Below are 14,329 nucleotides of genomic sequence, written 5' to 3'. Positions count from 1 at the left end.
AGGGATTAAGGCCGGAAATAAGATGAATGCATTTTCTTGACTTTGAGTTCGCAAAAATAAAAGAACTTACCTTGGCTTTACCTGCGACTTTGTAAATTGATTTCCAAATACAGCAATTATGAAACTTAAAGTTTGCCTGATTCAGGATAATCCAATCTTTTTCGATAAAGAAAAAACCTTTCAGAAAGTTGAAAAACTAAGTACACAATATGCGAAAGAAGGAAACAAGCTGATTGTTTTTCCGGAATCATTTATCCCAGGGTATCCCAGAGGGTTTTCCTTTGGTGCCAAAATAGGAAGTAGAACTGAAGAAGGAAGGAATCTTTATGCAACTTATCATGCCAATAGTTTTGATCTGGAAAGTAAAGATTTGGAAAGATTGGAGTCCTTATCCCGTGAATTGGAAATCTATCTGGTGATTGGAGTAACAGAAAAAACTAATGCAAATGGGAGTCTCTTTTGCTCTATGCTCTACTTTTCACCAAAAGGGTTTTTGGGTGTTCACAGGAAAATTAAACCTACCGGAACGGAAAGATTAATTTGGGCAGAGGAATCTGGTAAATCACTGGTAAGTTTTGATACCAAAATCGGGAAATTGGGTGGTTTGATTTGCTGGGAAAACTATATGCCTTTGGCAAGAATGGCGATGTACCAGAAAGGTGTTGAAATTTATATTGCACCAACCGCAGATGCCCGTGAAAACTGGATCTCTACTATGAGACATATCGCATTAGAAGGAAGATGTTTTGTGCTTGGTTGCAACCAATTTTTCACGAAATCAATGTACTCTGATGAATTCCAAAAAGAACTGATGGAAGATCCAGAAATAATATGCAATGGTGGATCAGTAATAGTTTCTCCTATGGGGGAAATTTTAGCAGGCCCATTATTTGGAAAATCCGGTGTAGTGAGTGCCGAAATAGATTTAAATCAAATCATTAAAAGTAAGCTGGATTTTGACCCAATAGGACATTATAATCGAAGTGATATTTTTGAATTGATAGTTAAAGACCAACCTGAGATTCAAAAAGAGAGAAATTAACAATAGAAGAATGAATTCATTTCAGGAACCTTCTTATGGGATCTATCATGATTTATGGATTAATAAATCCATTCAAGATGTTTTTCAGGCTATTTCTGAATCGAAAGAACTGATCCATTGGTGGCCAAAGGAATGCTCAGGAAATGCCCAGCTTGGAGCTATTTATAATTTATACTTTTCGCCTGAATACAATTGGTTTGGCAAAGTGGTCAAGTTCCAAGAAAATAAATCTTTTCACATTAAAATGACCGATTCGGATGAAGATTGGAATCCTACTTCTTTTGGATTTGATCTAAGCAATGATGGAGGCAAAACAAAGGTTAACTTTTGGCATACTGGATGGCCTGCTTGCAACGACCATTTCAAAAGATCCTCTTTCTGTTGGGCAATTCTTTTACAAGGATTAAAAAACTATTTGGAAAAAGGTATTATTATTCCTTTTGAGGAGCGGGAATAATTACCCAATCGTGAGAAGATCCATCTTTGAAAAAAAAATACCCTTTCGTAAACAGCCTTCCTCTTTTAAATACTAGAAAATGTCATAATTGGACCAGTAGCCATTTTATTGGTTCAATGCGAAATATTACGGATGGAGAATGGATTTATTCATTCTTTTCCTTTTACTATCCGCTCTGGTAGCAACTTCAATAACACTTCATTATTCCTTTGACTTTTTGGGAATTTTACCAAATCCAGCACAAGTAACTATACAAAATCAGGAGTTCTTTCAATTGAATTATACCTTCTATTTAAATATTGGATTCTTATTGGGTACCGCATTCTTACTTTGGCTGGGATACTTAAAATATAAAGACATGCATTATATGAAGGAAATGGCTCCAAAAAGTAAATCCTTTGAAAAGATCTTAAAATACATCTCCTACCTGTGTTATTTATGGCTGGTAGTTAGAGTTTTTATAAAATTCTTCGTCCTCTAAGGAATTATCTTTTTAACATCAGCCAACCCTTTGGATCAACTTTTATTTCAGACGAACTGGGGATTAAAACAGGCTTTGATCCCAAGATTACTTTCTCCATTCCTTTGGAAGTTTCAATTTCCACCGGAATTGTAAATTCAATTCCTTTCAGACTGACCATATAACCTGATTTACCTTTTTTACTGACTTTCAACTCTGGTAAATCTGTGGTCTTCAAGTAGAAATTTAGAAAATCACTCAAGTCTTGACCGGTATAACTTTGCACAAAATCAATGAAATTCTTTGTAGTGACTTGATTTTGGTAAGTAAAACGATCGTCTGAGACAAAGGATTTTAGCATTGGGAAAAAAATATCATCTCCCAGAACTCCTCTCAATCCATGGACAACTGCAGCACCTTTGCTGTAAATTTCTCCGTGATAAGCCTCTTCTTCTGTACTATTTGGAGGGGAAACTACTGGTTTTACATGTGGAATGGTTCTCAATACAGAAGCTGCCTGATCAAGATAAGCTTCCGGACCTCCATGCTCTTCATAAAATAACCAATCCCCATAGGCTGTAAAACCCTCGTGAATCCACATATCTGCCCAATCACCCACGGACATTTTATTACCAAACCATTCATGACCTAACTCATGATGTAATAGCCAATCGTATTGAACATTACCCATAGGCACAAATTGAAAGTTATTTCCATAAGCATTTATCGTTTGATGCTCCATCCCTAGGTAAGGAGTCTCCACCACAGCAATCTTATCTTTCGGAAAGGGAAAAGCGCCAAAATACTTTTCGTGCGTTCCTGTACTAATTTTTAAAACCTCCAACAATTCTTCTGCTTTTGCCTGATCTTCTTGCAAAACGTAAACATGCATTGGGATCACCTCTCCCGAAATGGAATTGAAATCTATTTTAGCTTCATGGAAAACGCCCACAGTGAAATTTATTCCATAATTATTGATGGGATAGTTAGTCGACCAATGATAAGTTATTTGATTTTCAGTTTCCTTTTTTCCCAACAGCCTCCCATTTGCGGCTACGAAATATGGTTTATCAACGGTTATATAAAGATCGACACCGTTTTGAGCTTCACTTGAAGGATGGTCCAATGCTGGCATAAAAATCTTCGCCCCTTCACCTTGGGAAGAAAGTCCCATCCAATGATTATCAAAGCGGTCCAATTCCCAAGTAAATCCTCCCGACCAAGGTGGGTTTAGGGCAACGGGTGTCGCTCCCCCGTAAAAGACCTCCACTGTATTACAAGTGCAGTCAATTGGTAGTATATCCAGCAAATCATCATGGGTGGAGAAAGCTAACTCTTGCCCATTCATTATTACTTTCTCAACCTTGTATTCATCAATTAGATTTAAACGAAGAGTATCTAACTTTTCCGAAGCCTCAAATGTGATAATATTTTTGCCTCGAATTGATTTTGTTACAGGTATCACTTCAAGTTCCAGCTGATAATGAAGCACCTTAAATTTTGCCTGTAAAGGATCAATTGGGCCTCCCCAATCCCAGTTTTGTCCAAAACTCAACGAAATAGAAAAAATAAGAGCTAGTACAAATAAAATGGTTTTTCGCATGAAATTAAGTCAGAATAAAGGATTGAAATGCCTCGGCTATTTTTACTTGACACGTGACAGTAAAATGGACATTTCTCAAAGTTAATTACCGTTTTACTTTTAGAAGTTATCCTTCATTTTTTGTTTCAGTTTACCGGGAAGATCATGAAGTTTTTTAATCTTCAATGAAAATAAAACCGCTACTACTCCTAATAAAACAAAAATTAAAGCTGTGATAGTAACCAAAGTCATCCCAATGATAGAAGGATTCCAAATCAGGATAAAGGAAAGAATCATACCAAGGATCCCAAGCCATAGTAACGATTGATATTCATCACCGTGATCTTTGAGACTTAAAGCGAAGCTAATTCCGGCGATAGATTTAAACATCACTCCAAAGCCAACATAAAGTGGCAATGTAACCATAGAAAGCGATGGGTTTGTCAGTAATAAAATACCTATCATGGTACTGATAAGTCCCGAAGCTAAAAACCAACCCCAATGATCTAAATTTTTTCTATTGCCAAACGCAAATGTAAGTTCGCTAAGACCTGAGGCTAAAAATGATAAACTGAATATAGTTGCAAGCAATAAATATGATGCTAAGGGTGTTGTGAAGACATAAATGCCTAAGATTATAAACAATACTCCGATGATGGTCAGAAGGTACCAATGTTTCAAAGCTTTTTTAATGGTTTTGAATGGTTGTGCTGTCATGGCTATTTGGTTGTTTTATTAAAAATAAGATTTTCTAACTCAAAGTCTTAGACAATCCGCTAAAATTCACCCTTATTCTAAACGGTAAAGAATTTCCAACATCGGAAAACCAAAGTTCGTTGTCATCGCTTCAGAAACCTTTTCAAAACCATTCCTAACATATAAGCTGATGGCCGGATCAAGTCCTGAAGTGGTAAATAGGTATGCCGATTTATACTTTTTTTTATGGTAGAAATCCATCCATTCCTGCATCAGTTTTTTACCGATCCCAATTCCCCTAAACTCTTTTATGAGGATAAAATATCTAAGTTGTGCCTGATTCCTTGGTCTATGCATCAATGATAAAAATCCAATCATTTCCCCTTCATATTCTACAACCCAAATCCGATCCTTCTCAGGATCATATTGTCCAAAAAATTCAATAACACTTTGCATCACATAAACCTCAAAACCTATAGGAAATCCATATTCTTCTCCATAAACTTTGCCATGCAAGGCTACTACGCAGCCTAGATCCCCAGGAGATAAATTGTTTCGGATGGAAATTTTATTCCTATCGATAGTCATTTGGGCAAGAAAAAACCGCCTCAAAAAGGCGGTTAAATATTAATCTTCAGAATAATTAAAGCTATCTACCTGCTCTTTTACCCAATCCTCATATTTAGAATAACGGAACTCCAACCACTCATTTTTGTATTTAGATTCATCTATCAAAAATTTAAATCCAGTAGCAGCTTTAGCCTTGCTCAGCGCATTTACTAAATCTTCTGCTAGATTCTTCTCTTTAACTTTTCTATCTACAAAATCCTGCATCATTTGATGCTCTTGGGCCGGTTCCATCTTGGTAAACTCGGCAAAGTTATCGGGATTCTCTTCTATTTCATCTAATATATCCTCCTCTGCTTCAGTGAGGTCATAGTTGAAATAATCTTCGTCATCAGGCATGTGATGTATCTTCTTTTTATCAATTTGATAGAAACATACATTGCCTTTCAGCAATTGGGTGGAAATTAATCCTACCTCTTTTTCAGTAAGCGAAAACATGAATGAGTTACAAAATTTTTGGAAAAATAGTGAATGTCAAAGTTGCATCAAATTGTTTTTGCCCTTGCAATCCAAAAGCGATGAAATATTTTTACTATTTTACTTAAAAAGCCCCTTTAAAACCTCAGAATCAATAAAATGGCCTCCAGAAAAGTTAATTATTTTTGCTTCCTTCCCAAAAGATTTCACAAATTCTCCTTGTTTTTGAATCGTTTCGGAAGTTATAAACTCATCTTGATCCCCTAAGATGATAGTCATCTCTGTTTTTTCAAATTGTTCTCGACTTTTATTAATATTTAAATCATGGGCAAAACCTCCAGCCCAAAGAATTAAATTATCTATACTACCTGACCATCTACTTGCCCATCGTGTTGCGGTCGCAGCTCCCTGAGAAAACCCCAATACATTGATTTTTGGAAAAACCTTGTAACCTGAGAGAAACTCATTGACCATCTTATCCAAATATCGATGGTTATTTTCTATAGCAAGTTCACGCTCATAACTGGTCATCCAATTTGCCCCAACTCTTCCCTGAAAGTCTTTGAGATAGGAATAATTTGTTCCCTCCGGTGCTAAGAAAATACGATCTTCAGAATCAAAAGGTAGAAATTTTCGAATGAAATACTCTGCCAATTGGCCATATCCATGAAAAAGAATCCAAACTTCTGATTCAGAAAAATTGGGTTCATGCGAAATGGAATAAATAGCCTCAAACTTAAATTGGATACGCTTTTTCAAAAAATTAACTATTTAGATCTTCGAATTTAAATGGCAAAAGAGATTGAATTCCAGGAACTTTTATCACATTCCCATCAGGCTTTAAGATCAATAAGATTATTGATTGATTAAAGCGCATTTCCACTTCGCTTATTGTCTGTCTACATAACCCACAAGGCGATACATTAGCCCAAACATCTTCTCCTCTTCTCTTGGCTACAATTGCCAGTGTTTTTACTGGGTCATTAGGATGATTGGCTCCTGCATATCCTAATAATGAACGTTCTGCACATACTCCAACAGGAAAGCTCACATTTTCCTGATTATTGGATTTTATAACCAAGCCTGAATTTAATACTAAGGCAGCTCCAACGAGAAAATTTGAATAGGGTGCATAGGCAGAATTACTTATATTTTTTGCCTCCGTCAATAATGTCTGATCCTCAACTGATAGTTCATTAAAGGTCAATTCTTCCAGCTCAGCAGTAATAATGATTTTTTTACCCATGATTTTGTTTTGGACTCTTCCTAACGCCCAAAGTACAGATTTGTTCCAATTTTAGGTAATCTCCTTTTGTGACTTAAATATATTGTTCAATTTAGATTTACAATACCATGACGTTTATGAAGACCATTTTGATTCTAGGCGGAGGAAAATCTTCAATATTTTTGATAGACTTCCTTGCTGATACTTGCTTACCAAAAGAAAGAAAATTGATTTTAGCTGACTTAAACTTAGATCAGGCAAAATCTAAACTCAAAAATAAGCCCAATACCGAAGCAATTCCACTGGATATTGAAAATGAAAATGAGCGAAAAAAGCTCATAGCTAGAGCGGATATTGTTGTTTCCATGCTACCTGCTATCATGCATCCCATTGTTGCAAAAGACTGTCTACTTTTGGGAAAGCACTTTTTTTCGGCTTCTTACGAGTCGGAAAGTATGAAAAGTCTAAAATCAGAAATAGAATCAAAAGGATTATTATTTCTGAATGAATGTGGTTTAGATCCTGGAATAGACCATATGTCTGCGATGAAAATAATTCATGATGCGAAATCCAAAGGAGAAAAAATTCTATCATTTAAATCCTATTGTGGTGGTCTTTTGGCTCCATTCAGTGAAGATAATCCTTGGAAATATAAATTCACTTGGAACCCCAAGAATGTTGTTTTGGCCGGACAAGGCACTTCTCGGTTCATTGAAAAAGGGGATTTGAAATTTGTTCCCTATCAACAGGTTTTTAAAAGAATAGAAAACATACATTTTGACAGACTAGGAGAATTTGACGGGTATCCAAATCGGGACTCTCTTAGCTATAGAAAAGTATATGGATTGGAAGAAATCCAAACGATGCTCCGGGGAACACTTAGAAGAGCAGGTTATTGCAAAGCATGGGATGTATTTGTTCAATTAGGTCTGACGGATGATTCATTTCAGTTGGAAATGCCGGAGGGGAGCAATCTCAGGCAATTTTTAAATGCATTTTTGCCTTACAACAAAGACCTTTCCGTAGAGGAAAAACTAGCAGAAGCTATACCTGATATGGATTTCCCAACATTTGAAAAAATTCAATGGTTGGGTTTTTTCGGTAATCGTGAACTTCCACTGACAAAAGGAAGTCCAGCAGCAATCCTTCAGGCAATCTTAGAAGAAGATTGGGCACTAAATCCAGAGGACAAAGATATGATCGTGATGCAGCATCTCTTTGAAATAAAAACAACTGAAGGTATCAAAAAGGTAAGTTCCAGCTTAGTGGTTTTTGGAAATGACTCAATCTATACAGCTATGGCAAAAACAGTTGGATTACCTTTGGCAATTGCAATAGATTTATTTATGGATAAAAAGATCAATATCACTGGTTTACATATTCCTGTTATTCCAGAAATTTATAATCCAATTTTAACAAAACTGGAAGAATTTGGAATTAAATTCATGGAAAAAGGATAAAATTAATTGTAAATAGATTAAGGATTCCAATCAGAAGGCATGTCTGTTTGAGCACCTTCTACCTCTCTACAATCATCGGCAATTATTGCTTTAGGCTGAACAAAGTCCAATTTTGTCGCATCGACATAAACTCTTTCTATTCTTTCTCCTGCTGCCATAAAATAGCCCAAGACCACTTCGTCAGGATTATCTAAACTGATCATATTTCCCCTAATGTTTGCTGGTGGTGGGTCAAATACCGATCCATTCAATTCCACTTGTTGCTTAACCAATCGAAGGAAACGATAAGCTCCTGAACTAATACTATACTGCTTTAAATCAATCCGGTAACGATTAACGAACCGTAGTCCATTATCTAATACAAAAGCTGCAGGAATTCTGGTAGAAAGCCCATTAAAATTATCATCCTGAGCAATAAATATTGAATTATTAGAAACTTGCTCTGTCCTAAAACAAGCAACACAGCATTCCTTTGGAGCTGGCGCCCGACTTGGTGGTGGCTCTGTATATAAATCCGGTCTTGTTTCTAAGATATAAACTGAAGGTCCTTTTTTCCAGTAATAAAAATTATCTTCATCTATAGGATCTTTTATATCAACAGTAAACTGTACTCCTGATGCAGGATTCAGTTCTCCTTCAATTGGTATTTTTTGAATCTTGTAATTGACATTTTGAATTTCAGGGACTGGAGCCACTTTTTCTGGTAAGGAAGTGTATACTTTACCCTCTATTAGCTGGATTTGTAAGGTATATGAATTACCTATTTCAGCTGAAAAGTCTTCAGGACTTAGATAATCTCCTCTATTCTCAAGGTCCTCAGTAAGAAAAATTACTTTTCCTGAATCATCTCTGACAATCACTGTAGCCCCAGAAACAGGACGAATCAACCCCTCATAGATGCTTCCATAAGTATCAGTTCTAGTTAATTTTACCTTATGAGGTCCAGGACCACTTGTAATCATCCCCTCAATAGTTAATAATTGGGGACCTTCCTCAATAATAACTTCATATGGATCAATACAGCTCCATAGAAGCAAAGAGAATAAGCATATATATTTTTTCAAATAGTTCTATATCTACAAATTATCAAGGATTCCAATCAGAAGGAGGATCTATATTTGATCCTTCAATTTCCCTACAATCATCTGGTACTATCACTACTGGTTGCCTAAAATCAAGTTCATCCCCTTGGATATAAATCCTTTTGCTTGTTTCACCAGCAGCTATGAAGTATCCTAAAATCACTTCTTCTGGGTTATCCAAACTGATCATGTTTCCTCTAATATTTGCTGGAGGCGGATCAAATACGGAACCAGATATTTCTGACTGTTGCTTTACCAATCTCAAAAAACGATACGCCTCTTGAGATATACTTAGTTGCATCAAATCCGTTCGCAATGTTTCAACGAATCTCTTTCCATCATCTTCAATAAATCCTGCTGGTACTTTTGTACTAAGCCCATTGAATATGTCGTCCTTTTCTAAATAAATTCCTGAATTACCAAGCAACTCTGTTTTAAAACAAACATTACAACAATCTTTTGGCTGGGGATCTCTACTTGGATTAGTATCAGAAGGCCTCGGTGTATAAAGATCTGGCCTTGTTTTTAAAACATAAGTGGACTGATCAGTTCTCCAAAAATAAAAATTATTTTGATCAGCAGGATCATCCAACTCAGCTATTAATTGAACTCCAGACCTTTCTAAAACCTCACCTTCAACCGCAATTTTCACAACCTTGGTTTCTATGTTTTTTATTCTAGGAACGGGGTTAACCAGCTCCGGAAAAGAAGTGTATACTTTGCCATCAATCAATTGGATTTGTAAAGTATATGATCTTCCCATCTTCGCTGCAAAATTTTCGGATGTAAAATAAACACCTCTATCTTCTGTATCTTCTGATAAAAAGGTAACTTGACCCTCATCGTCTCGAATGATCACAGTTGCATTAGAAACTGGTCGAATCAAACCTTCAAAAACACTCCCATACGTATCACTCCTAGTCAGTCTAATACTTTGCGATCCTGGGGTTGTGGTAATTATCCCTTCTACGGTCAAAAGTTGTTCACCTTCTTCCACTTCTACAGAATAAGGATCTATACAGGCAGCCAATGGCAAAATCAAAAGGAGGTAAAGATATTTTCTCAACATCTGATTAAAACTTAATAGAATAACTGATACTTGGAAGTGGAACTCCCAATACCGCAAGCCTTAATGCTTGAGGTGGTGCTCCTTGTTCATCCACAAAGAATAAGGAGAATGGATTTTTACGTCCATAAACATTTAATATGGAGAATGTCCAATCTCCGTCATAGAATTTCCCCTTTCCTGGAAGCTTGAAATTGACAGAAAAGTCAAGCCTGTGGAAATCAGGTAATCTTTGTTCATTCCTTCTATTAAAATAAGCAAGGTTATTTCCTGAATAATCAAACTTTGCCTCGGGGAAAGTAACAGGTCTCCCAGTACTGTATCCAAAGGTGGCAGAAATGGAAGTATTGGTACTTATTTTATAATTGCCGATCAAAGTAAAATCATGCGGTTTATCATAATTGGAAGCATACCATTCTCCATCATTGATAATCTCCTCTTCAAAAGGAGTGATTACCTGTCTTAAACTTCTTGAATAGGTGTAAGATGCCCAACCAGTCAATCTTCCTAAATTTTTCTTCACATACAATTCAACCCCATAAGCCTTCCCATTTGCAGGCACCAACTCTGTTTCCAGATTATTTTGAAGGATCAGATTAGCCCCATCCTTATACTCAATGACATTTTGGATGTCTTTGTAATAAACCTCTATGGAGGTCTCAAAAATATTTCCTCTGAAATTATTATAAAAACCTAAAGAAATTTGATCTACAATTTGAGGCTCCAAATAATTATCACTTAACTTCCACACGTCAGTGGGAGCGATAGTAGCTGTATTGGAAATCAAATGTATGAACTGGTACATTTTATTGTAACCAAGTTTGATTGAACTCGATTTAGAAAAGGAATAACGGAGCGACCCTCTAGGGCCTAAACCATTATAAGTTTGGATTTCGCTACCGTCCCCATAAGTAGTTTCACTGATTGCAGTTCCATCACTTAAAGGTTGATTTTCGGCATATTCACGAACTACCCTGGGACCATAATAACCATACATGTCATATCTGGCGCCATAAGACATTCCAAATTTCTCACCTATTTCAAATTCATGCTGAAAATGAACCCCAGATTCTCTGCCGAATTCATCCTGAACTTTTTGAGGTAATATTCCTGATTCCACACCTTGAGATGGGATTAATTCACCTGGTTGTAATTCCAGATTTTTGAAATCACCACCGACTGTAATCTTATTGGACTCGCTAAACTTATAATAAAAATAAGCTTTGATTCCATAATCTTTTATTCCTGAATTCAGGTCAAAATCATTTATTCCTGACCGATTGAAAATGCTATAGTCGTATTGAGTATAATATCCCATTACCTCCAACCCTATCTTATCGTTGATTATACTTTTCCATTGAAGAGAATGACTATTATTTTTCCAAGAAACTGTCGTATCTGAGGCAAAGGCAAAGTCATCATAAGAAGTATAATAACTATAGGTAAATTCATTATTTTCTGAAATGGGAGCAGATATTACCAAATTCCCATCATAAAAATTAGCCGAAGAATTCTTTAAATCAGGATTGCTAAGTGATCCCAAAAACCAATTGATATAAGATCCTCTAAAACCACCTCTGATTGATACTTTATCTTTTACTATTGGACCATTAATACCTACTTTTCCTGAGAAATTACTTACCATTAAATCACCTCCCCATTTCGCGATCGAACCAGCTTTAGGTTGAATATCCAAAATTGAAGAACCTCTACCTCCAAATCTTGCCGGAATTACAGATTTATATAATGTTACACCATTTACCGCATCAGCATTGAAGGAGGTAAATAATCCAAATAAGTGTGTAGGATTATAAATAGGGGCGCCGGCAAATTGAATTAAATTTTGATCTGCACCTCCACCTCTTACATTTAGCCCAGCTGCAGCCTCTCCTACTTGGCTGACTCCTGGAAGAGTTGCCAAAGATCGAATGATATCTACTTCTCCTAAAAACGGGGGCAATTCACGCATGGTATTCATACTCATAGTGATTGCTCCCATATCAGTAGAACGAATATTCTTATCAGGATCACTTCCATAAATAACTACATCATCCAATTGGAAATCTTCTTGTATCATCTTAATGGATATCCTTCCATCCCCAACTGCTGTAATGGGATAATCTACTGTCTCATAGCCTACATATCTAAATTGAAGATTATATTCAGCTCTGTCCAAGATCAATTGAAAAGCTCCATTATTGTCAGTAATCCTATTGATATTTAATTCAGGAACAGTAACTGTTGCTCCAGCTAGTGCTTCTCCCGTGATTTCGTCGATGATTCTACCTGAAATTTGAATCCCCTTGAGCTGACCAATATCCCGACCGATAACTTCGCGTTTAATGTCTGTTTGGGCTAATCCAAATTGGCAAACTAGCAAAAAGAATACGAGTAATAGTTTTTTCATATCTAGCTTTTAAATTCCATTGGGATCAAACTTATATAAATTCATAGGGTAGCTTCCAGAAATTGAAACATCAGGCCCCCTCATAATGTATAAGTACCCATCCTTTTCATAATGAGCGATTGTAATATCTGCAGCTATTCCAGGTATTTCATTTTTAACTTTCCATGTCAAGGAATTTAAATCCAATTCCCATACTTCAGCATTCCTTTTAAATAGTCCTATGTATGCTTTATCTCCAATAACTTGCCCCATACCATAACCTCTCCCCAGGTTTCCAGGGTAAGTTGAAATTGTCCTCCATGTATCTGAGTTAATCGAATACTCCCATAATTTAGATTCCCCGTCAACAATAAAAAGTTTACTTTGATAAATAAAATGAGCGTTTTCTGTAGAAAAGGCAATTGGGCTTTCATTTAATTCTGTCCAGATTTTTGAGGATGAATTGTATTTTCTGAATGCTAAAGGATTTCCGCTCTTACTTCCTAATAGGTATAAATTGCCTGCATCTTCAAAAGCAATGGACTCTCTGCTTGGAAAAGGCAAATCAGGAAGCCTTTCGAATCCATTCGGATTAATTTTATAAAATGAAAAATTGATCGGGTAAGGAAGATCAACTAATCCTGCGGTTCCTCCTCCTAAATAGTTCTGGGTTGCAAATGCAAAAGCCCGCGGTGATCCATTAAATTCTTTTTCACTCCAAGTTTTCGTAGCCAAATCAAATTGCTGGATCTTGTTATAAAAAGAATTTCCATTTGCGATGCCCAAACCAATATTTAAACTCGAGCCAACATTATAAAATACTGTTTCATATAATCTGATTGGCTCTGGATACTTGGTAACCAATTCGTATGTACCAATTTGATATCTAAATTCTGTGGGGAATAGAAGGGTTTTATCTTGAACGATAACTTTCAAAGGAACTGATTCACTAGATGCAGTAGGTATTTTCAAATGAATTCGCGATTCAAAATCAATTGAACTTACTTGTGCTTCGGAATCTCCAAAGAAAATACGAGTATTTTCAGTAAAATTCTGTCCAACTATTGTCATTTCACTTCCGGCTTTCCCAAAAGCAGGAGTATACGATTCTATTATTGGACTTAATGTATTTAAGGTAATAACATTGCCGAATTGAATTTCTCCTCCTAAATCCATGTATGCTTTTGCATAATAGGTCTTCGAATTAATCAAATCATTCGATTCTCCAATAAATCTACCTGGCCCTTCTTTGATTCCAAGTGATATTATTATTGGGGAGGAAAAATTTCCATCTTCAGAAATGTAAAATCCGTGGTCAGTTGCACTAATATTTTGATTTGTAATTAAGCGACCGAGAAGCCTGATATTTTCAGCACTGGTGTATAATACTTCCTCTGTTACAAGAACAGTAGTTTCAGTTTCTTCTTCAGTACAAGCCCATCCCAAAATAAGCATCATTAACATGCTTAGAGATAGAAGTTTTCGCATAGTATAGTCGTGGTAATTTAATTTTAATCCAAAAATATGTATTTAGTATTCACAAACAATGTTCAGGCAAAATCAATTCTGAGTAATTTCACTAATTAGGTTGAAATATTGCAGTTTCATCAAAGAGATTAGTATATTTTTAAAAATTCGGGAGAAAAAATGACTGATTGTTTTTAAAACAATTGAATAAATTTAAAAATGAGATATGCAATTGAGTTCTCAAAATTGCAGAAAAATTACCTTCTAAGAGAATCCCAATAAAAACCCTTTGACAATATTTTGATAAGAGGTATGCGGACTCCCATCATTTTTTTTGATGAATATTTCTTCCGTTTTTATTT

Annotated in this window: 14 protein-coding genes; 4 read left to right on the top strand and 10 right to left on the bottom strand. The window is 35.9% G+C overall.

Translation table 11 applies throughout. The annotated features are described in order from the left end of the window. The first annotated feature begins 118 nt into the window (after nt 1-118). The 3 genes from Q0L68_RS02695 (at nt 119) to Q0L68_RS02685 (ending at nt 1,980) form a co-directional block, all read left to right on the top strand. Nucleotides 119-1,042: a carbon-nitrogen hydrolase family protein gene (locus Q0L68_RS02695; RefSeq protein ID WP_296699009.1), complete on the top strand. Its 924-nt coding sequence runs from the start codon at nt 119-121 to the stop codon at nt 1,040-1,042. Nucleotides 1,043-1,052: 10 nt separating this feature from the next. Then, entirely contained in the window at nt 1,053-1,499 is a 447-nt protein-coding gene (locus tag Q0L68_RS02690) for an SRPBCC domain-containing protein (RefSeq protein WP_296699008.1), read from the top strand. Nucleotides 1,500-1,638: 139 nt separating this feature from the next. After that, a complete protein-coding gene (locus Q0L68_RS02685; protein ID WP_296699006.1) occupies nt 1,639-1,980 on the top strand; it encodes a hypothetical protein in 342 nt (113 codons plus the stop codon). A gap of 4 nt (nt 1,981-1,984) precedes the next feature. Here Q0L68_RS02685 and Q0L68_RS02680 read toward each other — a convergent pair whose 3' ends face one another. The 6 genes from Q0L68_RS02680 to Q0L68_RS02655 all read right to left on the bottom strand — a co-directional run bounded on the left by Q0L68_RS02680 (nt 1,985) and on the right by Q0L68_RS02655 (nt 6,527). After that, nucleotides 1,985-3,562: a M1 family metallopeptidase gene (locus Q0L68_RS02680; RefSeq protein ID WP_296699003.1), complete on the bottom strand. Its 1,578-nt coding sequence runs from the start codon at nt 3,560-3,562 to the stop codon at nt 1,985-1,987. 99 nt (nt 3,563-3,661) lie between these two features. Further along, on the bottom strand, nt 3,662-4,258 hold the full coding sequence (locus Q0L68_RS02675) for an HdeD family acid-resistance protein (protein ID WP_296699001.1): 597 nt from the start codon (nt 4,256-4,258) through the stop codon (nt 3,662-3,664). A gap of 72 nt (nt 4,259-4,330) precedes the next feature. Next, nucleotides 4,331-4,849 carry a GNAT family N-acetyltransferase gene (locus Q0L68_RS02670; RefSeq protein ID WP_296698999.1) on the bottom strand — a complete coding sequence of 173 codons (519 nt, stop codon included), beginning with the start codon at nt 4,847-4,849 and terminating at the stop codon, nt 4,331-4,333. Between the two features lie 15 nt (nt 4,850-4,864). After that, on the bottom strand, nt 4,865-5,302 hold the full coding sequence (locus tag Q0L68_RS02665) for a UPF0158 family protein (protein WP_296698997.1): 438 nt from the start codon (nt 5,300-5,302) through the stop codon (nt 4,865-4,867). Between the two features lie 99 nt (nt 5,303-5,401). After that, nucleotides 5,402-6,040, bottom strand: a complete 639-nt coding sequence (locus tag Q0L68_RS02660; RefSeq protein WP_296698995.1) for an alpha/beta hydrolase — start codon at nt 6,038-6,040, stop codon at nt 5,402-5,404. A gap of 4 nt (nt 6,041-6,044) precedes the next feature. Beyond that, on the bottom strand, nt 6,045-6,527 hold the full coding sequence (locus Q0L68_RS02655; protein ID WP_296698994.1) for a cytidine deaminase: 483 nt from the start codon (nt 6,525-6,527) through the stop codon (nt 6,045-6,047). A gap of 107 nt (nt 6,528-6,634) precedes the next feature. On the opposite strand from Q0L68_RS02655, the gene Q0L68_RS02650 reads away from it, so the two are divergent. After that, nucleotides 6,635-7,966, top strand: a complete 1,332-nt coding sequence (locus Q0L68_RS02650) for a saccharopine dehydrogenase C-terminal domain-containing protein (protein WP_366938338.1) — start codon at nt 6,635-6,637, stop codon at nt 7,964-7,966. Between the two features lie 17 nt (nt 7,967-7,983). Here the strand turns inward: Q0L68_RS02650 and Q0L68_RS02645 are convergent, their stop codons facing one another. The 4 genes from Q0L68_RS02645 to Q0L68_RS02630 are packed head-to-tail and all read right to left on the bottom strand — an operon-like array spanning nt 7,984 to nt 13,988. Beyond that, complete coding sequence (locus Q0L68_RS02645; RefSeq protein WP_296698992.1) at nt 7,984-9,030, bottom strand: DUF4249 domain-containing protein; 1,047 nt, start codon at nt 9,028-9,030, stop codon at nt 7,984-7,986. Between the two features lie 22 nt (nt 9,031-9,052). Beyond that, on the bottom strand, nt 9,053-10,117 hold the full coding sequence (locus tag Q0L68_RS02640; RefSeq protein ID WP_296698990.1) for a DUF4249 domain-containing protein: 1,065 nt from the start codon (nt 10,115-10,117) through the stop codon (nt 9,053-9,055). 4 nt (nt 10,118-10,121) lie between these two features. Then, a complete protein-coding gene (locus Q0L68_RS02635; RefSeq protein WP_296698987.1) occupies nt 10,122-12,521 on the bottom strand; it encodes a TonB-dependent receptor in 2,400 nt (799 codons plus the stop codon). A 9-nt stretch (nt 12,522-12,530) separates the two neighbouring features. After that, entirely contained in the window at nt 12,531-13,988 is a 1,458-nt protein-coding gene (locus Q0L68_RS02630) for an IPT/TIG domain-containing protein (RefSeq protein WP_296698985.1), read from the bottom strand. Nucleotides 13,989-14,329: the final 341 nt, after the last annotated feature.

Origin of the sequence: Algoriphagus sp. (genome assembly GCF_024642405.1) — a bacterium.
GTDB lineage: Bacteria > Bacteroidota > Bacteroidia > Cytophagales > Cyclobacteriaceae > Algoriphagus.
Note: the sequence above shows the minus strand (reverse complement) of the source record. Positions and strands in the feature narration are given on the sequence as shown.

What these genes read in the sequence shown, in the direction of transcription:
- Q0L68_RS02695 (WP_296699009.1), top strand. Translation starts at nt 119, where the DNA reads ATGAAACTTAAAGTTTGCCTGATTCAGGATAATCCAATCTTTTTCGAT.
- Q0L68_RS02690 (WP_296699008.1), top strand. Translation starts at nt 1,053, where the DNA reads ATGAATTCATTTCAGGAACCTTCTTATGGGATCTATCATGATTTATGG.
- Q0L68_RS02685 (WP_296699006.1), top strand. Translation starts at nt 1,639, where the DNA reads ATGGATTTATTCATTCTTTTCCTTTTACTATCCGCTCTGGTAGCAACT.
- Q0L68_RS02680 (WP_296699003.1), bottom strand. Translation starts at nt 3,562, where the DNA reads ATGCGAAAAACCATTTTATTTGTACTAGCTCTTATTTTTTCTATTTCG.
- Q0L68_RS02675 (WP_296699001.1), bottom strand. Translation starts at nt 4,258, where the DNA reads ATGACAGCACAACCATTCAAAACCATTAAAAAAGCTTTGAAACATTGG.
- Q0L68_RS02665 (WP_296698997.1), bottom strand. Translation starts at nt 5,302, where the DNA reads ATGTTTTCGCTTACTGAAAAAGAGGTAGGATTAATTTCCACCCAATTG.
- Q0L68_RS02655 (WP_296698994.1), bottom strand. Translation starts at nt 6,527, where the DNA reads ATGGGTAAAAAAATCATTATTACTGCTGAGCTGGAAGAATTGACCTTT.
- Q0L68_RS02650 (WP_366938338.1), top strand. Translation starts at nt 6,635, where the DNA reads ATGACGTTTATGAAGACCATTTTGATTCTAGGCGGAGGAAAATCTTCA.
- Q0L68_RS02640 (WP_296698990.1), bottom strand. Translation starts at nt 10,117, where the DNA reads ATGTTGAGAAAATATCTTTACCTCCTTTTGATTTTGCCATTGGCTGCC.
- Q0L68_RS02635 (WP_296698987.1), bottom strand. Translation starts at nt 12,521, where the DNA reads ATGAAAAAACTATTACTCGTATTCTTTTTGCTAGTTTGCCAATTTGGA.
- Q0L68_RS02630 (WP_296698985.1), bottom strand. Translation starts at nt 13,988, where the DNA reads ATGCGAAAACTTCTATCTCTAAGCATGTTAATGATGCTTATTTTGGGA.